At 45.0% G+C, this 19,507-nt stretch carries 21 protein-coding genes; all 21 read left to right on the forward strand.

Annotated elements, in window-relative coordinates:
• Window positions 1-8 precede the first annotated feature (8 nt).
• Entirely contained in the window at window positions 9-461 is a 453-nt protein-coding gene (gene fliJ / locus PTQ21_RS16495) for a flagellar export protein FliJ (protein WP_064639068.1), read from the forward strand.
• A 42-nt stretch (window positions 462-503) separates the two neighbouring features.
• On the forward strand, window positions 504-1,439 hold the full coding sequence (locus tag PTQ21_RS16500; protein ID WP_072732399.1) for a MotE family protein: 936 nt from the start codon (window positions 504-506) through the stop codon (window positions 1,437-1,439).
• 42 nt (window positions 1,440-1,481) lie between these two features.
• Window positions 1,482-2,855, forward strand: coding sequence for a flagellar hook-length control protein FliK (locus PTQ21_RS16505; protein WP_274566389.1), 1,374 nt, complete (start codon window positions 1,482-1,484; stop codon window positions 2,853-2,855).
• Between the two features lie 19 nt (window positions 2,856-2,874).
• Window positions 2,875-3,420 carry a flagellar hook capping FlgD N-terminal domain-containing protein gene (locus PTQ21_RS16510; protein WP_063566406.1) on the forward strand — a complete coding sequence of 182 codons (546 nt, stop codon included), beginning with the start codon at window positions 2,875-2,877 and terminating at the stop codon, window positions 3,418-3,420.
• On the forward strand, window positions 3,417-3,800 hold the full coding sequence (locus PTQ21_RS16515) for a TIGR02530 family flagellar biosynthesis protein (RefSeq protein WP_063566405.1): 384 nt from the start codon (window positions 3,417-3,419) through the stop codon (window positions 3,798-3,800). The genes PTQ21_RS16510 and PTQ21_RS16515 overlap by 4 nt, the downstream gene beginning before the upstream one ends.
• A gap of 82 nt (window positions 3,801-3,882) precedes the next feature.
• Window positions 3,883-4,698, forward strand: a complete 816-nt coding sequence (gene flgG, locus PTQ21_RS16520) for a flagellar basal body rod protein FlgG (RefSeq protein WP_072732401.1) — start codon at window positions 3,883-3,885, stop codon at window positions 4,696-4,698.
• Between the two features lie 66 nt (window positions 4,699-4,764).
• A complete protein-coding gene (locus PTQ21_RS16525) occupies window positions 4,765-4,986 on the forward strand; it encodes a flagellar FlbD family protein (protein WP_024630220.1) in 222 nt (73 codons plus the stop codon).
• Entirely contained in the window at window positions 4,986-5,447 is a 462-nt protein-coding gene (locus PTQ21_RS16530; protein ID WP_090805404.1) for a flagellar basal body-associated FliL family protein, read from the forward strand. Before PTQ21_RS16525 ends, PTQ21_RS16530 begins: the two co-directional genes overlap by 1 nt.
• Window positions 5,448-5,486: 39 nt before the next feature.
• Entirely contained in the window at window positions 5,487-6,485 is a 999-nt protein-coding gene (gene fliM, locus PTQ21_RS16535; RefSeq protein WP_024630222.1) for a flagellar motor switch protein FliM, read from the forward strand.
• Window positions 6,475-7,737, forward strand: a complete 1,263-nt coding sequence (fliY, locus tag PTQ21_RS16540; protein WP_063566402.1) for a flagellar motor switch phosphatase FliY — start codon at window positions 6,475-6,477, stop codon at window positions 7,735-7,737. Before fliM ends, fliY begins: the two co-directional genes overlap by 11 nt.
• Before the next feature lie 28 nt (window positions 7,738-7,765).
• The gene (locus PTQ21_RS16545; RefSeq protein ID WP_017689175.1) at window positions 7,766-8,131 is read left to right on the forward strand and encodes a response regulator; all 366 of its coding nucleotides are present in this window, start codon (window positions 7,766-7,768) and stop codon (window positions 8,129-8,131) included.
• A gap of 8 nt (window positions 8,132-8,139) precedes the next feature.
• A complete protein-coding gene (locus tag PTQ21_RS16550; RefSeq protein ID WP_371121409.1) occupies window positions 8,140-8,679 on the forward strand; it encodes a flagellar biosynthetic protein FliO in 540 nt (179 codons plus the stop codon).
• Window positions 8,676-9,431, forward strand: coding sequence for a flagellar type III secretion system pore protein FliP (fliP, locus tag PTQ21_RS16555; RefSeq protein ID WP_063566400.1), 756 nt, complete (start codon window positions 8,676-8,678; stop codon window positions 9,429-9,431). The genes PTQ21_RS16550 and fliP overlap by 4 nt, the downstream gene beginning before the upstream one ends.
• A 25-nt stretch (window positions 9,432-9,456) precedes the next feature.
• Entirely contained in the window at window positions 9,457-9,726 is a 270-nt protein-coding gene (fliQ, locus tag PTQ21_RS16560) for a flagellar biosynthesis protein FliQ (protein ID WP_024630226.1), read from the forward strand.
• A gap of 10 nt (window positions 9,727-9,736) precedes the next feature.
• Entirely contained in the window at window positions 9,737-10,525 is a 789-nt protein-coding gene (fliR, locus tag PTQ21_RS16565) for a flagellar biosynthetic protein FliR (protein ID WP_063566399.1), read from the forward strand.
• 23 nt (window positions 10,526-10,548) lie between these two features.
• Window positions 10,549-11,631, forward strand: coding sequence for a flagellar biosynthesis protein FlhB (flhB, locus tag PTQ21_RS16570; RefSeq protein ID WP_063566398.1), 1,083 nt, complete (start codon window positions 10,549-10,551; stop codon window positions 11,629-11,631).
• Window positions 11,632-11,656: 25 nt separating this feature from the next.
• Complete coding sequence (gene flhA / locus PTQ21_RS16575) at window positions 11,657-13,690, forward strand: flagellar biosynthesis protein FlhA (RefSeq protein WP_063566397.1); 2,034 nt, start codon at window positions 11,657-11,659, stop codon at window positions 13,688-13,690.
• Window positions 13,687-15,042, forward strand: a complete 1,356-nt coding sequence (gene flhF / locus PTQ21_RS16580; protein ID WP_072732406.1) for a flagellar biosynthesis GTPase FlhF — start codon at window positions 13,687-13,689, stop codon at window positions 15,040-15,042. The genes flhA and flhF overlap by 4 nt, the downstream gene beginning before the upstream one ends.
• A complete protein-coding gene (locus PTQ21_RS16585) occupies window positions 15,039-15,926 on the forward strand; it encodes a MinD/ParA family protein (RefSeq protein ID WP_269055956.1) in 888 nt (295 codons plus the stop codon). The genes flhF and PTQ21_RS16585 overlap by 4 nt, the downstream gene beginning before the upstream one ends.
• A 33-nt stretch (window positions 15,927-15,959) precedes the next feature.
• Complete coding sequence (locus PTQ21_RS16590) at window positions 15,960-17,396, forward strand: protein-glutamate methylesterase/protein-glutamine glutaminase (protein WP_274566395.1); 1,437 nt, start codon at window positions 15,960-15,962, stop codon at window positions 17,394-17,396.
• A 32-nt stretch (window positions 17,397-17,428) separates the two neighbouring features.
• The gene (locus tag PTQ21_RS16595) at window positions 17,429-19,504 is read left to right on the forward strand and encodes a chemotaxis protein CheA (protein WP_063566393.1); all 2,076 of its coding nucleotides are present in this window, start codon (window positions 17,429-17,431) and stop codon (window positions 19,502-19,504) included.
• Window positions 19,505-19,507: the final 3 nt, after the last annotated feature.

Raw genomic sequence — 19,507 nt, forward strand, 5'->3', positions numbered from 1 at the left:
GGTAAACGATGAAATTTCGATATCATTTCCAGAAGGTTGTTGACCTGAAAAGCAATGAAAAAACGCAAGCGGAGTGGATGTTATCCACAGCGATCGGGAAACTTCAGACTGAGGAAGAGCATCTTTTACAACTATTGAATGATAAAAAGGAACTGATTGATGTCATTCAATCCACTACGGAAAGTACGGCTTCCGTATCCAGCTTGCAGGAGATGCAGCGTTATGTCCATCACCTTGACGAGTGCATTTCACGCAAAAGTAGTGATGTCAGACATGCTGAGGTCAATGTGCAACGGAATCAGACGTTTCTGAACGGCAAAATGATGGACGAAAAAGTATGGCTTGGGGCGAGAGACAAGGCCAAAATCAAATTTCAGCAGGAGATGCTCCTCCGGGAACAGAACGATCTGGACGAGATGGCTACTGTACGCTTCGCTGCCAAAGCCGGACGCGCGAATTGATGTGGCCGGACGCGAAGTTGTCTCGTGAAGGAGGAAAGAACAATGGCTGTTAAAGACACAGATATGGAAAAAGAGTCGAGCGGCGGTTGGGAAAAGTTTCTGATGATTTCAATCCCAATTGTGTTCACTGTGGTTTTGTTGGGTGTTTTGCTCACTCTATTTAATGTAGATATTCGCAACAACCTGCTTGGAGTAGCTAACAAAATTCCTATCGTAAAGGACTGGGTGCCTGATCCTGTGCTAGATCCGGAGAAAAAGAAACTGGAGAAGAGCGAGCAGCAGGTCGAGAGTGCAGAAGCGACAATAGATAAGCTGAAGGCACAAGTAAGCGAGAAAGAAACAGAGCTTAAAGCAGCGAAGGATGCCACGACCACAGAGGCGAAAAAAGCAAGTGATTTGCAAAAGAAATTGGATGATGCGGAAAAAGCGGTTGAAACCGCTGTGCGGAATCCAGAGACCGAGTCTGATTATCAGAAACAAATTAAAGATTTGGCTAAGATGTATGCGGACATGAGTCCCAGTAAGGCCGCACCGATTTTGCAAAATATGACGAATGAAGAGATGGTGCTGCTTCTGAGTGCGATGCAATCGGCTGCACGAACCAAGGTGCTGGAAAAAATGGACCCAAAAACAGCGGCTGATGTCACGATGATGATGAAGGATGCAAAACCATCCGGTGATCTGGCCCTGGATGCACTGCAATCCCGCTTAAAGAAAGAAACTGCAACGACATCTACAGCATCTACGACTAACTCCAAAAATTTGGATAAAAATCAGCTTAGTCAAACGTTTGCTTCCATGTCGGCCTCTAGTGGAGCCAAGCTGTTACTCGAAACTTATAAGCTGAGTCCGGACAAAACCTTGACCATTTTAAATTCTGTAGATGATGCTACACGGTCTCAATTGCTTGAAAATATGTCGACTGAAAATTCAGTTGAAACTGCAAAAATATTAAATAAATTAATGGGTAACAAGTAAGAGTAGTAGCGTCTGTTTATTAAGGAGAGGAGGTGAAAACAAATGTCGATTGTATATCAAATGACATCCACATCATCCGCCAAGACAACAGGAGCAGCTCAGACAGCTGGAACTGGTTCCAAAGGTGCAACTGCTGGTAGCGGTGATTTTCTACAAACTCTTGCCCAATCATTGAATGGTGGTGCAACGGGGGAGAATAGCTCGTCTGCAGCAGGGAGCTTAACAGCGAATCCGCTTATGTTTACCTTTGCAGCTAGTGAAGATGGAGAACAAACATCGATCACCGATATCTTGAGTTCGTTATTCGCAGATTTGGATTCGCTACATGAAGCTTTGGAAAATGATCCGTCACTACTAGGGGATTTACAAAGTCTGATTCAGCAGATGTATGCTCAATTAGATGCTAATCCTGGTACTCAAGCCGAAGGTTCTGATGAGCCTACAAGTGAAGCGGGTAATGCAGCATCAGCAATTGATCTGGCGGAACATCCAGCAGCAGTGCGCTTTGTATTACAGGATGTACTCACACAGTTAATTGCGAGTATGAATGAGTCTGATAGTACTGTTGTCAAGAACGCTCCAGAATTTAAGCACCTGCTTCAATCTCTTCAAAATCAGTTGCAAGATGCTGGCGTTGACACCAGTCTTAACAAAGGGTGGACTGAACTTAAATCCATTCTGGATACATTAGCAGTGGCTAAGGATCAGTCTGTGCAAGTGGCTCCAACAAATCAAACGTCCAAGCAAGACTCAGTGGCATCACAAGTTCTTGTTGCGGCCGCTTCAAATACTGGACCTAAAGTTTCAGTTGAAACGGATTCAGCACCTACAGCGAATGAAGTAGGAGAAGTGGACCATTCAAGTATCATTACGGCAGGAGAGTTGTCCTTACGTTCATCAGGTACATCAGCGGGTAAACCGGCTGAACCTGTCATGCCAGCATCCCAGTTTGCAAAAGAGATGACACAATTTGTTGTGAACAAGCTGGATATCGTGCAGCAAAAGGGTTTTTCAGAGGCAACTATCTCACTACGTCCGGAGCATCTAGGTAAGCTGGATGTACAAATTACTTTGCAAAACGGACAATTGGTTGCACGGTTTATGACTGAGCATACGATGGCGAAAGACATGCTGGAACAGCAAATGATGCAACTGCGTAGCTCGCTTCAAGCTCAAGGCATTCAAGTGGAACGACTTGAAGTTACTCAGAACAGCTCACTTGGTTCACAAATGTACCAGGATGGGGGACGCCAGCCAGGAAGCAATTCTCAGCAGCAACGTCGCTCACGCGAACGTGAAGAACAATCGGATGATGCTGTAACTACAGCAACTCTCCAGGAAGAATTGCGCAACTGGCGTAGTGAACATGAGGAAGGCAACGACCTGCGGAGAGACACGTTTACAGCAGAAGCTTAAATAGAAATGAGGTGAAAATATGGCTAATGAAGCGATTTCTACCAATAATACCTGGCCTAACTATTCGGCAGCGAATAAAGCTACAACAAGCGCTGCAACAAAAGAGCTGGGCAAGGATCAGTTTCTTAAAATATTGATCACTCAGCTACAAAATCAGGATCCGATGCAGCCAATGGAAGATAAGGAATTTATCGCTCAGATGGCTCAGTTCAGTTCGGTAGAACAACTGGTGAATATCTCGTCTCAGCTCAAGACTTTGAATCAGTCTCTTGGGACAGTGTCTGGCATGATTGGCCGCGAGATCAGTTGGCTTTCTTCTAATAAAGAGGATAACGGAACACTCCGTCAAGGTATTGTGGATTCTATTATCGTACGAGATGGTGTTCAGTACGCAAAAGTGGGCAAAGACGAAATTAAGCTGGATGAAATTATTCAGGTAACCAATCCAACACAGGCTGAGGAAAATGAAAATCCTGTTCAGAACGCTGAAGATTCAGCTGAAACGAACGAAACCAATGAACAAGAACCATCAGCACAGCCTGAAGATAACGGAAACACGTTATGAGTGATCGGATAACAGTAGGCCAACTGTATACAGGTCCAATTACACCGAATTTGCATAATCGCTCCAAAGCAGGAGAAACGTCTAATGTACCTGAACGCCCTTTTGCACAGGTATTGGAAGACAACCTCCTGAAATTGAGTAATCATGCTGCCAAAAGGTTGGAACAGCGCGGTATTGAACTCAAGACTGAGCAGATGCAGCAGATTGGAACTGCACTGGATAAGGCTGCTGCCAAAGGAGCCAAGGAATCCTTGATTTTGATGAAAGATATGGCTTTTATCGTTAATGTCAAAAATCGTACTGTCGTTACAGCCATGGATAGTGAAAGCATGAAGGATAATGTATTCACCCAGATTGACAGTGCTGTAATCATTTCTTGACCGGCTGGCCCTTCTCGGGAGCCGGAATGCCGCTGACCGACTGACGCGGTAACCAAATTAAGGCTGGGAGGATTTTTAAAAAATGTTGAAATCAATGTACTCAGGCGTTTCCGGGATGCGGGGTTTTCAAACGAAACTTGATGTTATCGGTAATAATATTGCGAACGTGAACACGGTTGGTTTTAAAGGTAGCCGTGTTATGTTCAAAGATATTATGAGCCAAACAACGGCGGGGGTAACAGCGCCTGGAGATGATAACGGTGGTGTAAATGCAAAGCAGATTGGTTTGGGTGTATCGGTAGGATCGATTGATACGCTGCATCTTGCGGGCAGCCCAATGACAACTAATAATCCAACTGACCTGCGTCTAAATGGTGATGGTTTCTTCCTGGTGACCCTAGGCGGGGAACAAGAAGTTCCTTTTTTGACCCGTGCAGGAGATTTCCATGTGGATGCTAACCGTAACCTCGTGACATCCGATGGTCTGTTCGTTGTTGATAGTGGTGGAGAACCTATCACTTTGGATGAAGCAGTAGTTTCTTTCACTATTGGTCAAGATGGAATTATCAACCAGACGATGGATGATGGAACAACTGAAGCTGGAGCACAACTGGGCATAGGGAAAGTAACAAATCCAGAAGGTCTAGAAAAAATCGGTGGTAACTTGTATCGTATTACTGCAAATGCCAATGCTGACGGGGAATTCGAAATTGTCACTGCAAATAGTACTGAATTTGGTACAGGCTCCGTTATTGCAGGACAACTTGAAATGTCCAACGTAGATCTAACAGGTGAATTCACAGAGATGATCGTGGCTCAACGTGGATTCCAGGCGAACTCACGTATTATTACAACGTCCGATGAAGTGCTTCAGGAAGTTGTTAACCTGAAACGTTAATAACTGATTAGCAATTTTTAATGCGTGGGGGGGCTTGCTCCTCCACTCTGATCGAGGGGGCTTAGCATGATTTCGGTTACGCGGTTAAATGGTTCTCCCATGTGGTTAAATGCGCTGATGGTTGAAATTGTGGAAGAGACACCAGACACGTATATTACTCTGGTAACCGGAAAGAGACTTATTGTGCTTGAGAAGGCCGATGAGGTTATTTCCAAAATTAAAGATTACAACCGTGAAATCGGGGTTCAGGCAGCCACTATTAAAGTGCAGCAAACGGAGGAGTCCTGATGAAAAAGATGTTGCCATGGCTTGCAACAAGCTTGCTAGCTATAACACTGATTGTGGTGGTTGTGTTTGTATTTATGACAGGACAGAACGGAAATAAGAATGATACACATACGGCAGCCGCTGCTGCAGAGAAGAAGATGACTGCGGATGAGATTGTTGCAGTTTCCTCAGAGCTTGGAGAAATTAAAACCAATTTGGCTGATATAGACCATGTTGTAGTTGTAAGTTTTTCTTTCAAATTGTCCGACAAAAAGGCTAAAGAAGATTTTGAGAAAATCAAGGAAATTACAGTGAAGCCTATTATCATCCAGACTTTTGCGGATACCAAGTCGGATGAGCTGGCAACAGCGAAAGGTCGCATTCAATTTAATAAAAAATTGACCGAGCTTATTAATGAAGCTTTGCCAGAAGGTAAGCTGGCCAGCACTAGTTTTTCTGCTTTTGTGATGGCGCCAATGTAATGAACAGGACACGCTGTAAATCTGTAAGGGGGTGAGAACATGGTGGATGTATTATCACAAAATGAGATTGACGCCCTATTAGCTGCCCTTTCCTCTGGTGAGATGGATGCCGAGGAATTGAAAAAGGAAGAAACTCAAAAGAAAATTAGATCGTACGATTTTAAGCGGGCAGTTCGTTTTTCTAAAGATCATATTCGAAGCTTGACCCGTATTCACGAAAACTTTGCACGCTTTCTCACCACTTATTTTTCAGCCCAACTGCGGACGTTCGTTCAGATCAATGTCGTTCAGGTTGAACAGTTGCCTTATGACGAGTTTATCCGTTCTATTCCGAAGATGACGATATTGAACATATTTGAGGCGGAGCCATTACAGGGACGGATGGTGATGGAGGTTCATCCCAACGTGGGTTATGCAATGCTGGATCGTCTGCTTGGCGGAACAGGAAATGCACCGACAAAGATCGCATCGATGACGGAAATTGAGACGACGATTATGGAGCGGATTTTCAGCCGTGCGTTTGAGAGTTTGCAGGAAGCATGGAAGACGGTGTTGGATATTTCTCCAAGGATGGAAGCGCTGGAGACCAATCCGCAATTTATGCAGATTGTATCTCCCAATGAGACCATTGCTTTGATCTCACTGAGTACCAAAATCGGTGACACCACAGGCATGATCAATTTGTGTATCCCGCATGTCGTTCTTGAACCTATTATGTCCCGGTTGTCGACTCATCAGTGGTTTGTTTCGGAGAAAAAGACGAGAGCTCCGGAAGAATATGATGCTCTCAAAGAGCGTGTGAACAAAGCCAAATTACCCGTTGTTGCGGAGTTGGGAGAATCCAGAATTTCGATTGCTGAATTTTTGGGTCTGTCGGTTGGCGATGTCATTACGTTGAACAAACCCGTTGATGAGGGATTGTCCATTAAAGTTGGAGACAGGCTGAAGTACATGGGTAGCCCGGGAACGATCAAGGATCGTGTGGCTGTGCAAATAGACAAGATTGTCACCGAAGGAGTTGAAGAATTTGACGAGTAAGGATTATTTATCCCAAGAAGAAATCGATGCTTTGCTCAGACAATCGGAATCGATGAACAGTTCGGAACCGGCTGAGAAAACAGTTGATGATTTTTTGACCGAGCTGGAACAGGATGCCTTGGGGGAAATTGGTAACATTACTTTTGGTAGTGCGGCGACAGCTTTGTCCACGCTATTGGGCCTAAAAGTAGATATTACAACACCTAAGGTGTCCATCATCAGTCGGACACAGTTTGATGAAGCCTTTCCTAAACCTCACGTTGCAGTACATGTGAATTATGTGGATGGATTTGAAGGGATCAACTCGCTAGTCATCAAAAAACGGGATGCTCAAGTCATAGCTGATCTGATGCTTGGCGGCGAAGGAAATCCGGTTGATGAAGAACTAAATGAAATCCATATCAGTGCAGTACAGGAAGCGATGAATCAGATGATGGGTTCGTCTGCTACTTCCATGTCCACAATCTTTAACCGTTTCGTGAATATTTCTCCTCCGGGAATTGATATTCTCAATATGGAAAGTGGTGAGGGAGTCAGCAATCTTCCAGAAGATGAGACGTTGATCCAGGTATCATTCCGTCTGTTGATTGGTGACCTGATTGATTCCAATCTTATGCAGCTGCTTCCAGTGCATTTTGCCAAAGAAATGGTAGAGATGTTGATTGGAGGGGCTCAAGAGTCTACTGCTAGTGCACCAGTTGCGTCTACTCCAGAGCCAGTACCGGCAGCAGTACCGGTTGCCCCTGAGCAACCTCCGGTTCAGCAACAGGTACCGCCACAGGCACAACAGCCGCCTGTTCAAGATTATAATGGCTATGGACAGGCTCCAATGGGGATGCCGCAAGGAATGCCGCCACAGCAGCCGTATGGCATGCCTCCGCAGCAACCTTATGGTGTACCGCAGCATTACGGCGGTGTGCCGAATAGGAATGTAAACGTACAACCGGTTCAATTCGCCAATTTGCAAAATGGGGCGTTCGGCCAGGTAGACGAAAACAATTTGAATTTATTGATGGACATTCCCCTTAAAGTCACCGTAGAATTAGGAAGGACCCAGAAGCAAATTAAGGATATTTTAGAACTGTCACAAGGTTCAATTGTCGAGCTGGACAAGCTGGCCGGTGAACCTGTCGATATTTTGGTGAATAACAAGTTGATTGCCAAAGGTGAGGTTGTCGTAATTGACGAAAACTTTGGTGTTCGTGTTATAGATATCGTAAGCCAATGGGACCGAATTCAGAAATTACAATAAGCACAATTTAGGGAGGACTTGAATCAAGATGGCAAACCGAATTTTAGTCGTGGACGACGCTGCATTTATGAGAATGATGATCCGGGACATTTTGTCCAAAAACGGATACGAGGTCGTTGGCGAAGCACAGGATGGATCACAAGCAATTGAGAAGTTTAAGGAGCTTCGTCCTGATCTGATCACAATGGATATTACCATGCCTGAGATGGATGGTATTGCAGCTTTGAAAGAAATCAAAAAAATTGATGCTAACGCAAAAGTGATTATGTGCTCTGCGATGGGTCAACAAGCGATGGTTATTGATGCAATCCAAGCTGGAGCTAAAGATTTCATCGTGAAACCGTTCCAATCTGACCGCGTTATCGAAGCAATCAGCAAAACGCTGGGCGTTTAAGAGACATGATGATGGCTCAGGATAAGATTCCAGATGATGTGGGCACGGGAGTCAATTATTATTTTCAGCTTGTATGGGTGATTGTTGTCCTGGCCGTCATTCTGGTTCTTATAGTCTATCTGATTCGTTTTCTGAACAAACGGAATCAGCGATGGTTCCGGAACGGCACAATTCGTATTTTGGGTGGGGTCGGACTGGGACCAAACAAGTCGCTGCAAATTATAGAAATTGGCGGTAGTGTTTATCTACTCGGTGTGGGTGATGACATACAGCTGGTGGATAAGGTTTCGGATCTTGAAGAGGCACAGCGAATCATTGATTCATTTGAACGGGATGCTTCAGCTCAACAGGGAAGCCTTTCGCCTCTCATTGCAAAGCTGGCAGCCCGCTTGCGCAAAGATGAACCGCCACGGGAAATGGAACTCGAGGATACAACCTCTTTTCACGAACTGTTTGAATCTAAACTTCGGCAGATGCCTAACCGTAAAGAGAAGATGGAGAAGGTCCTGGAAGAAGACAATACTACAGATCGGTCGAGGGATTCATGAAGAAAAAGATTTGGTTGGCGTGTTTTTTCATAGGACTCATCAGTCTGGCCTCGGTCACTGTTGCCTTTGCCGAACCGATTCCGAATATTGATATTCAAATTGGTAACGGGGATGGGGGTACACCAAGTACGAGTTCACTGTCCATTATCCTGTTGATCACAGTACTTAGTATCGCACCAGCCTTGCTGGTACTGATGACCAGTTTTACACGGATTGTTATCGTTCTCGGTTTTGTGCGGACATCCTTGGGTACGCAGCAAATGCCACCCAATCAGGTGCTGGTCGGTTTAGCACTTTTTCTGACACTTTTCATCATGTCACCGACGTTGTCGTCCATCAATCAGGTAGCGCTTCAGCCCTATCTCAAGGGAGACATCACACAAACCGAAGCGTTGGAAAAAGCTGCGGATCCCATGAAGAAGTTTATGTTCTCCCACACTAGGGAGAAAGACCTATTGCTGTTTATGAAGTACAATCAAACGGAAAAGCCAAGCACATACCAGGATATTCCGATTACTGTGATGGTACCGGCATATGCAATCAGTGAGTTGAAGACAGCATTCCAGATGGGATTCATGATCTTTATTCCATTCTTGGTTATAGACATTGTAGTTGCGAGTACACTCATGGCTATGGGGATGATGATGCTTCCACCTGTCATGATCTCATTACCTTTCAAAATACTGTTATTTGTACTTGTCGATGGCTGGTATCTGGTCGTGAAGTCACTGTTGCTGAGTTTTAACACTTGAGCCGGCATATTAAAGGAGGACGGTCATGACTTCGGAGTTTATTATCGGTCTGGCCGGGAAAGCGGTCTATACTTCACTGCTGGCCAGCGCACCCATGCTTATTCTAGCTCTGGTTGTAGGACTCATTATCAGTGTGTTTCAGGCAACCACTCAAATTCAGGAGCAAACCCTGGCCTTTGTGCCTAAAATCATTGCTGTACTTCTGGCAGTACTTTTGTTTGGTCCTTGGATATTGAATATACTGGTCGATTTCACGTATAACATTCTCGATAATTTATACAGATACATAGGGTAGGCTGTTGCAGATGGAGACATTGTTGCAAAGTTTTCCTGTCGCTCTGCTTATGTTTTGTCGAATAGCATCATTTTTTGTAACTGCGCCGGTCTTCTCGGCTCGGAATGTGCCGAATTCTCTTAAAATTGGTTTATCGGCATTCGTAACCTTTACGGTGTATATGGTATACGGCATAGACCAGGTTGTACCTACAGATCTGAGTTATATCCTGCTGGTTATCCGAGAGATATTGATTGGCTTGCTCTTAGGCTTTGTTGCTTATCTGTTAATGACGGCTATACAGACCGCAGGAACCTTTATTGATCTTCAGATTGGTTTTGGTATGGCCAACGTATATGATCCAATGACAGGCGCTTCTGCACCACTTACAGGTAACTTCAAATATGCTTTTGCGGTATTGCTCTTTCTGACAATGAACGGACATCATTATCTGCTCGATGCCATTGTATACAGTTATCGCTGGATTCCGTTGTCGAATGTATTCTTTCTACGATTGGCAGATGGAAGTATTGCTGAATTTTTGGTGCGTACCTTAGGTCAATCATTTATGTTGGCTTTTCAGATGTCTGCGCCGATTGTAGTTGCTCTGTTTTTGACAGATGTAGGATTGGGATTCTTGGCGAAGACGGCTCCTCAATTTAACGTATTTGCCGTCGGAATGCCACTGAAAGTACTCGTAGGGCTTGCTATTTTGCTTTTGCTGGTTCCCAGTTTTGCCTTTGTGTTTAGTCAATTGTTCGAAGTAATGTTCAGATCCATGGAAAACTTGCTTGGGACCATTGGACAGAGGCCGGGCTGAGTGAAACGGAGGACAAGATTCGAATGAAATATCAACTCGACCTCCAGATGTTTGCGGGGGAAAAAACAGAGAAGGCTACCCCGAAAAAAAGACAGGATACGCGAAAAAAAGGACAGGTTGTCAAAAGTATGGAGCTGTCCGGCGCATCCATTCTCCTATTCACGTTTTTGATCATGATGATGTTCAGTAACTTTTATAAAGAACGAATAGTTCGACTGTTTACGGACATCTTCATAAATCGACTCAGTATGGAGATCACCGGGGAGAATGTTGTCGCTCTGATGATGCGATATGGTATCGAGATAATGCTGTTGCTTGCTCCTGCTTTGCTAGGTGCGGTACTTGTTGCGTTAATCGTTAATTACATGCAGGTTGGTTTTCTTCTTGTAGGGGAAGGTTTGAAGCCAAAACTTGAGAAGTTGGATCCGATCAAAGGGTTCAAAAATATTTTTTCTCTCCGCTCTTTGGTGGAATTCGCTAAATCGATTCTAAAAATGTCAATTATCGGTTTTCTCGTTTACAGTACAATCACAAGTTACCAATCAGATATTGCTTCACTATCACATTTTTCACTGGATGCTATTCTTCATTTTGCTGCTTCGATTACCTTAAACTTGGGAATTAAAATTGCCGTAGCACTCCTGGTACTTGCAGTATTCGATTACATGTATCAGAAGTATGATTATGAGAAAAACATTCGGATGTCCAAGCAAGACATCAAGGACGAATACAAAAAAATGGAAGGTGACCCACTGATCAAGGGGAAAATCAGGGAGCGTCAGCGTCGTATGGCTGTTCAGCGTATGATGCAGGAAGTTCCCAAAGCGGATGTGATTATCACCAACCCAACTCACTTTGCCGTTGCGCTTAAGTATGAAGGCTCGGAGATGGAAGCGCCGCAGATTATAGCTAAAGGTCAGGATTACGTCGCCTTACGTATTAAGGAAATTGCCAAAGAGCACGGTGTCATTACAATGGAAAACAAGCCGCTGGCACGGGCATTGTTCCAGAGAGCCGAGATTGGTGACGCCATACCGGCTGATTTGTTTCAAGCGGTAGCCGAAGTGCTGGCTTATGTATATAAATTAAAGGGCAGAACGAAATAACAAGGGATCGGAGGCCGTACATTCATTGAAAACAAAAGATATAGCTGTCCTTGCGGGTATCATCGGCATCGTGTTGATGATGATTCTCCCGATCCCAACCTGGTTGTTGGATATGTTGCTTGTCATCAATATCTCAATTGCACTGATGATATTGCTTGTTGCAATGAACAGCAAAGAGGCACTGCAATTTTCCATCTTTCCTGCATTGTTGCTGATCACGACGTTGTTTCGATTAGCACTCAATATATCGACAACGAAACTGATTCTGGGAGAAGGAGACGCAGGTTCGGTAGTCGCTACCTTTGGTAGCTGGATAGCTGGTGGACAGATCGCAATTGGATTCATTGTGTTTCTGATTCTCGTCGTGGTTCAATTTATCGTTATTACGAAGGGATCAGAGCGTGTAGCTGAAGTCGCAGCACGATTCACCCTCGATGCGATGCCTGGTAAACAGATGAGTATTGACGCAGATTTGAATGCTGGTCTGATCAACGAGCAGCAAGCACGTGAACGTCGTTCCAAAATTGAACGCGAAGCTGACTTCTACGGCGCCATGGATGGAGCGAGTAAATTTGTAAAAGGAGACGCTATTGCGAGCATCATTATTCTCCTGATTAATCTCATTGGTGGATTTATCATCGGAATGACGGTTCATGGTCTCGATTTTGCAGAATCACTGTCTACCTACTCTGTGTTAACGATCGGGGATGGACTGGTAAGCCAGATTCCTGCACTCCTGATATCTACAGCAGCAGGTCTTATTGTAACTAGAGCATCATCGGAAGGGAATTTGGCCGATGACATTACGGGACAATTGTTTACATACCCGACGCTCCTTTATATTGTAGCTTTTGTAATAGCAATGCTCGGTTTTTTCACACCGATTCATATTATTACAACGTTGCCGCTTGCAGGTTTGCTGGCTTTTGCTGGATGGAGGATGCAGAATAATCTGAATCAGAAGCAAGAGGCAGAGGAGCAAATGGAAGAGGAGCAGCAGATTGAAGAAGTTAGAAGTCCGGAGAGTGTAATCAACCTTCTTCAGGTTGACCCTATTGAGTTTGAATTTGGTTACGGTTTGATTCCTCTGGCAGACAACCAGCAGGGCGGAGACTTATTGGATCGGATCATTATGATTCGTAGGCAATGTGCTCTTGAACTGGGGTTAGTCGTTCCGGTTATCCGGATTCGGGATAATATCCAATTAAGACCGAATGAATATGTCATCAAAATTAAGGGTAATGTTGTTGGCGGCGGAGAACTGTTGTTGAATCATTACCTGGCCATGAGTCCGGGTTATGAAGAAGAATCTGTTACAGGGATTGAAACGACAGAGCCAGCTTTTGGCCTTCCAGCCTTATGGATAGATGAAGTAACCAAAGACAGAGCTGAACTTGCAGGATATACAGTTGTAGATCCTCCTTCAGTAGTAGCCACACATCTGACTGAATTGATTAAGAAGCATGCGCATGAGTTACTTGGCAGACAAGAAACGAAAGCACTTGTGGATAATCTCAGAGAGAATTATGCTGCGCTGGTGGATGAACTCATCCCATCCGTCCTGTCCATCGGAGATGTACAGAAAGTACTCGCCAAGTTGTTGCGTGAGAAAGTTTCCATTCGTGATATGGTTACAATCTTCGAGACACTGGCGGACTACGGAACGTATACCAAAGACCCGGATGTGCTGACGGAATACGTGAGACAATCCCTATCTCGTCAGATTACCCAGCAATTCTCCCAAAAAGGGGAGACGCTCAGAGTAATAACTGTTGGACCTGGTCTAGAGAAGAAAATTGCTGAGAGTGTACAGCAATCGGATCAAGGCAGTTACCTTGCATTAGATCCAGCTTCAACACAAAGTGTATATCAAAAGTTGACTGAACAAGTTAATCGATTGATCCAGTCGGGCCAGCAGCCTGTTGTATTAACTTCTCCAACCATTCGTATGTATCTGCGTCAGGTGATTGAACGCACCATGCAGGATATACCAGTTCTTTCCTATAGTGAGTTGGAGCCGAATGTTGAAATCCAAAGTGTCGGGGTGGTGAACTTATGAGAGTAAAACAATACGTCGTTGAGACCATGCCCGAAGCTATGCTTCAAATTCGCAAAGACCTGGGAAGTGATGCCGTCATTCTGTCCACCAAGGAAATCAAGGTAGGCGGTGTGCTGGGGATGTTCCGTAAGAAAAGGATCGAAGTTGTAGCAGCAGTGGATAAGGAAGAAAAAAAACAGGCAACAAAGCAAGTGCAAAACCAATTTACACCGGTACCTCGCGCATTTGTACCTGAGGCATATCGACAAACGGCTCGTTCGTTTGTCGTTGCTTCTGACGAAGCGGCTGCCAGTATCGCTGAAAAAAATGTGCAAGAGAAAACTACGGATGCCACAGCTGTGTCTGAATCGAGTAAACTCGGTTCAGACATGAGCAACGGCAGATCTTCTTTGAGTATCGAGCATAAACCGCGACCGCAAGGGGCGGATTTTTCGGGTTTAACATCTGCCAGTGGGCAGCAGGAGCAGGCGAACGATCCGCAGCAGGGCCAACTGATGTCTGAATTGCAGGAGCTCAAATTGATGATGACCAAGTTGTCTAAGCAAGGAGCAACGGCAGATCCGTTACCAGAGGAGTTCCACGCTCTTCGAGAAAGGTTGATGGAGCAAGACATTTGGCCAGAAGTATGGGAATCTTGGTTTGACGTTGTTCAGACGAAGCTCTCTGAAAAAGAATTAGATGAAGCAGAAGCCGTTCAAGCAGTGCAACTGGAAATATCACATTTTTTGGAGAAACGTATCGACGTGGGTATTTTGCCAACTACACGCATTGTATATGTAGCTGGGCCAACTGGAGTTGGTAAAACAACGACCATTGCCAAACTGGCTGCTGAACAGATGTTCAACTATCAGCGAAAGGTAGGGTTCATCACTTCGGATACTTATCGTATCTCAGCGGTAGAACAACTTAGAACGTACGCATCCATTTTAAATGTCCCGCTAGAGGTCGTACAGTCCCCAGGTGATACACAACGTGCAATCTCCCGTCTTGAGGAATGTGATCTAATCTTCATGGATACAGCCGGAAGAAACTACAGAAATGAGTTGCTTGTTTCAGAACTGCAAAGCCTACTCGCGCCTGTGGAAAATAGTGAAACTTTTTTGGTTTTGAGCATGACTTCCAAAAGTGCCGATATGGTTCAAATAACGGAGCATTTCAGCAAATATGGGCTGGATAAGGTCATTTTTACGAAGATGGATGAGACCGGAAGCTGTGGCCCGATGTTTAACCTGCTGCATCGTTTTCCACTTAAACTTGCTTATGTGGCTAACGGACAAAATGTGCCGGATGATCTACTCAAGCCTGATGCGGATTCGCTGACCAAACAATTGTTAGGAGAGCTTGTACGATGAAGGACCAGGCAGCCTCACTCAGAAGTATGGTCTCCATGCCTAACGGAGTGGAGGGAAGAGGACGTGACTCACGCTCCTCCAAAATCATAACCGTTGCCAGTGGAAAGGGAGGGGTTGGTAAATCCAACTTTACACTTAACTTTGCACTGAGCTTACAGGCAATGGGGCAAAAGGTATTGGTGTTTGATGCAGATATAGGGATGGCTAATATCGATGTCCTAATGGGAACCTCTTCTCCTTATAATCTGTACCATCTGTTATACCGACAGAAATCCATACAGGAAATCATACAGCTTGGTGCAAGCGGGTTGCCTTATATCGCCGGAGGTTCGGGGATGAAAGAATTGTTCTCATTGTCAGATCGAGATCTGGAGTTTTTTGCTGGACAAGTTGAAGAGATTGCACAGGAGATGGACTATGTCATTTTTGATACAGGAGCAGGACTTTCCAGAGAAAATATGAAATTCATCGGTGCAGCCGATGAATGTCTGATCATCACCACACCTGAACCGACTTCAATAACCGATGCTTATGCTTTAGTTAAAGTTATGCATGGCCAGGAAAATGCCACACCCTTTCGGATGATCGTTAACCGGGCTGAAGACCAGCAAGAGGCGGAACGGGTGGCGGATAAAATAGCTGGAGTGGCAAAGAGATTTTTACAGATCGATATCCCGCTGCTTGGATATATTTCCGAAGATGCTCAGGTTGTAAAGGCAGTTAAAAGGCAAGTGCCATACAGTCTGGCATATCCGAATGCAAAAGCTTCCAGGGATATAGAGAAACTCGCACATCACTATTTGGCTGCACCTGCTGCTCCGGGATCCGAAACCTTGACAGGAATCAGAGGATTTATGAAAAAGTGGCTGAAGCGGACAACATGATTTCTGAATAAAGGAAACAGGGGTGGAAACAACATGGCGGTGTATCAAGTATTGGTTGTCGATGATTCCGCTTTTATGCGTAAAATTGTTTCAGATTTAATTGAAGCAGATTCGGAGTTTAAGGTTACGGCAACAGCATCAAATGGTAAGGAAGCTATTCAAAAAGCAATAGATTTGAAGCCCGATGTCATCACAATGGACGTTGAGATGCCTGAAATGAATGGATTGGACGCATTAAAATCGATCATGAAGCAATCTTTCGTCCCGGTGATTATGCTCTCGGGTATCAATGAACAAGGCATGAAAGAGACCATCATGGCGCTCGAGGCCGGTGCGTTTGACTTCATTCGTAAGCCATCGATTGTGCATGATCAGGATATTGCCCAAGTAGGTAAAGCATTGGTTGAGCGGATGCGAGCAGCTATGGATGAAATCAAGCGAAAAGCCGATCGTGAAGCATCGATGAAGAAACGGGATGAAGCACAGAGCAAACTGCTGCAACAGTCCCAGCGAGTTCAGGTTGATCCACCTCCTTTACAAGACCGAAAAGGTGCTTTGAAGAAAAAAATAGAACCTGCCCAGCCAGGAGCACGATTTGGCAGTGGACAAACTGATTCCTTACGAGCAAAACCGAAGCAACCTACTGTTCCACTGACGAAGCAGAATACGGGACATCTGGACAAAAAGTTGGAGCCTTTGCGAGATTCAAATCGAGCTTCGAATGCCAGTACTGACAGAATAGCTAAGGCAAACAAGCCAACGCAATCTCCCAAGGAAAACCGTTTGTCTTCTCGATTGGCAGAACAGGAGACAGCTGCAGCTTCAGCTGAACCATCCAAAGATATTGCCAAGGTAATTCCGTCTCATAAGGGAGCAGGAGGACCGGAAGGATCATTTAACAAACTTGTGGCTATTGGTTGTTCAACTGGGGGACCGAGAGCCCTCAAAACTTTGCTGGAACAACTGCCAGGTGATTTACCTGCTCCAGTCATTATTGTTCAGCATATGCCGCCCAACTTTACCCGATCCCTTGCCCAGCGATTGAATACGTTCAGTGAACTGCATGTGGTTGAAGCTGAGGAAGGCATGGTTCTACGAAAAGGAACGGCCTATATTGCTCCTGGCGGCTTTCATGTCAAAGTCAACAAAACTGCAGATGGAAGGTTCACCATAAAGCTGACAGAGGAAGAACCAGTCAATGGACACAGGCCTTCAGTCGATACAATGTTTGAGTCGCTGCTGCCGTACACGTCATTGCAAAGACATCTGGTTTTACTGACAGGGATGGGCAGTGATGGCGCTCGTATGATGAAAAAATTGTATGAAGCGGGTGTCACTTCAACCTTTGCAGAGAATGAAGAAACTTGTGTTGTGTATGGTATGCCGCGTTCTGCTGTAGAGCTGCAATGCGTGCGTCATCTTCTGCCATTGCAGGAGATTGCGCCTAAACTTGTTCAAGCTGTGAAATAAACGGAGTTAACTCATGGAGGAGGTGCCTCACAATGGACATGAATCAATATTTATCTATGTTTATTGATGAGTCTAATGATCATCTGCAGTCCCTTAACGAAAATATGCTTCAACTCGAAGGCAGTCCGGAGGATCTGGGAATTGTTCAGGTCATATTCCGCTCTGCTCATACGTTGAAGGGTATGGCTGCTACAATGGGTTTTGAGGATTTGGCATCATTGACGCACAAAATGGAAAATGTGCTGGATCTGGTGCGCAACGAAAAGTTGAAAATGCAGGATTTCATTTTTGATACCCTGTTCAAGAGTTTGGATGCTTTGGAAACAATGGTTCAGGATATTACCGAAGGCGGAGAGGGTAAAGCGGATGTTTCCTCCATCGTAGCTTCTCTCCAAGCCATTGAGAGTGGTGAATGGACGGGAGGTACTGCTCCCGTAGCCGCAGTAAACCAATCACCAAGTACAGCAACACCAAGTGCGGTTGAACTGGACGAATTCCAGTACTCCGTATTGGATCAGTCCATAGCCGAAGGCCACCGTGTGCTCTATGTTGAAGTTCTTGTCAGCGAGCAGAGCCAGCTGAAGGGCGTACGTGCTTATATGGTCTTTGATCTATTAGAACGCTCGGGTGAGGTTGTTAAATCGTTCCCAACAGTTCAGGATATTGAGCAAGAGAAGTTTGAGCGCAGTTTCTCGTTGTATTACATAACGACCAAAGAGGCGCAGGAACTTGAAAAAGGTATTATGAGCATCTCAGAAATTGAGAGTGCCAAAGTCATTCAGCTGGATCAAGAGACTCTTCAGCAGATGACAAATCAGGCAGCGGCAACAGCTGAAGTGGAAGCTGCACCTGTTCCTGCTCCAGTAGAAGCATCATCGGAACCGAGTTCTTCATCGAAAGAAGAACCAAAGAAACCAGTAGCCACCAAAACAGCTGCACCAAAACAAGCTGCTACACCTTCACGTACCATCCGTGTGGATATAGAACGTCTGGATGTACTGATGAACTTGTTCAGCGAGTTACTGATCGATCGTTCACGACTGGAGCAGTTGGCCAGCGAGACGGGTAATAATGATTTATCGGATACGGTAGCTCATCTGAGCAGAGTCAGTACAGATTTGCAAAATATTGTACTGAAATTGCGGATGGTTCCTGTGGATACGGTATTCAACCGTTTCCCGCGTATGATTCGTGACCTGGCTAAAACACTCGACAAAAAGATCGATCTGGTCATTACGGGTGCCGAAACGGAACTTGATCGGACGGTAATTGATGAGATCGGCGATCCGCTGGTGCATTTGCTGCGTAATGCAGTTGACCATGGTGTTGAATCGATCGCAGAGCGTGTGGCAGCTGGTAAACCTGAATTGGGAACAGTTAATCTTCGGGCTTTCCACAGCGGAAATCATGTATTTATTGAAATCGAAGATGATGGTAAAGGCATTTACCGCGATAACCTTTTGAGAACAGCGGTCAAACGTGGGGTTGTTACCGAAGAACAAGGTGCCAAGATGAGCGATGATGAAGTGAACCAGTTATTGTTTGCACCAGGCTTCAGTACCGCTGATAAAATCTCGGATATCTCCGGCCGTGGAGTAGGATTGGATGTTGTGAAATCCAAAATCACTTCTCTTGGTGGTAATGTAACCATTCATTCGACACCGGGTAAAGGCACCAACTTCTCTGTTCAGTTACCATTGACCCTGTCCATTATCGCTGCGATGCTTGTTCGACTTGGATCCGAGAAATACGCCGTTCCTTTGTCTTCCATTGTAGAGACAGCCATTGTACAACGCGAACAGGTTCGTAATATTCATGGCAATAAAATGATTACGTTCCGTGAGTCTCTAATTCCGTACCTGTCATTGAGCGAAGTTTTCGGAGTGCCTGATTTCAATGATGCGAACGAACAAGAAACTGAGATCGTGGTCATTCGCAAAGGTGAACGTCTTGCAGCTGTAGCCGTTGAAGAATTTATTGGGCAGAGTGAGATTGTTCTTAAATCGATGGGTACTTATCTTCCTTCCATTGAAGGGATCTCTGGTGCAACGATTCTGGGAGATGGTCAAGTAGCTCTGATTCTTGACCCTAATGCATTTATTAAATAAGCA

It is taken from the genome of Paenibacillus marchantiae (assembly GCF_028771845.1).
Lineage (GTDB): Bacteria > Bacillota > Bacilli > Paenibacillales > Paenibacillaceae > Paenibacillus > Paenibacillus marchantiae.

Excerpts from the sequence above, each read along its gene's own strand:
- fliJ (WP_064639068.1), top strand. The coding sequence starts at position 9 with ATGAAATTTCGATATCATTTCCAGAAGGTTGTTGACCTGAAAAGCAAT.
- PTQ21_RS16595 (WP_063566393.1), top strand. The coding sequence starts at position 17,429 with ATGGACATGAATCAATATTTATCTATGTTTATTGATGAGTCTAATGAT.
- fliQ (WP_024630226.1), top strand. The coding sequence starts at position 9,457 with ATGACTTCGGAGTTTATTATCGGTCTGGCCGGGAAAGCGGTCTATACT.
- PTQ21_RS16545 (WP_017689175.1), top strand. The coding sequence starts at position 7,766 with ATGGCAAACCGAATTTTAGTCGTGGACGACGCTGCATTTATGAGAATG.
- flhB (WP_063566398.1), top strand. The coding sequence starts at position 10,549 with ATGAAATATCAACTCGACCTCCAGATGTTTGCGGGGGAAAAAACAGAG.
- PTQ21_RS16505 (WP_274566389.1), top strand. The coding sequence starts at position 1,482 with ATGTCGATTGTATATCAAATGACATCCACATCATCCGCCAAGACAACA.
- fliR (WP_063566399.1), top strand. The coding sequence starts at position 9,737 with ATGGAGACATTGTTGCAAAGTTTTCCTGTCGCTCTGCTTATGTTTTGT.
- flhF (WP_072732406.1), top strand. The coding sequence starts at position 13,687 with ATGAGAGTAAAACAATACGTCGTTGAGACCATGCCCGAAGCTATGCTT.
- fliP (WP_063566400.1), top strand. The coding sequence starts at position 8,676 with ATGAAGAAAAAGATTTGGTTGGCGTGTTTTTTCATAGGACTCATCAGT.
- PTQ21_RS16525 (WP_024630220.1), top strand. The coding sequence starts at position 4,765 with ATGATTTCGGTTACGCGGTTAAATGGTTCTCCCATGTGGTTAAATGCG.
- PTQ21_RS16585 (WP_269055956.1), top strand. The coding sequence starts at position 15,039 with ATGAAGGACCAGGCAGCCTCACTCAGAAGTATGGTCTCCATGCCTAAC.
- flgG (WP_072732401.1), top strand. The coding sequence starts at position 3,883 with ATGTTGAAATCAATGTACTCAGGCGTTTCCGGGATGCGGGGTTTTCAA.
- PTQ21_RS16530 (WP_090805404.1), top strand. The coding sequence starts at position 4,986 with ATGAAAAAGATGTTGCCATGGCTTGCAACAAGCTTGCTAGCTATAACA.
- PTQ21_RS16515 (WP_063566405.1), top strand. The coding sequence starts at position 3,417 with ATGAGTGATCGGATAACAGTAGGCCAACTGTATACAGGTCCAATTACA.
- PTQ21_RS16550 (WP_371121409.1), top strand. The coding sequence starts at position 8,140 with ATGATGGCTCAGGATAAGATTCCAGATGATGTGGGCACGGGAGTCAAT.
- PTQ21_RS16510 (WP_063566406.1), top strand. The coding sequence starts at position 2,875 with ATGGCTAATGAAGCGATTTCTACCAATAATACCTGGCCTAACTATTCG.
- fliM (WP_024630222.1), top strand. The coding sequence starts at position 5,487 with ATGGTGGATGTATTATCACAAAATGAGATTGACGCCCTATTAGCTGCC.
- PTQ21_RS16500 (WP_072732399.1), top strand. The coding sequence starts at position 504 with ATGGCTGTTAAAGACACAGATATGGAAAAAGAGTCGAGCGGCGGTTGG.
- PTQ21_RS16590 (WP_274566395.1), top strand. The coding sequence starts at position 15,960 with ATGGCGGTGTATCAAGTATTGGTTGTCGATGATTCCGCTTTTATGCGT.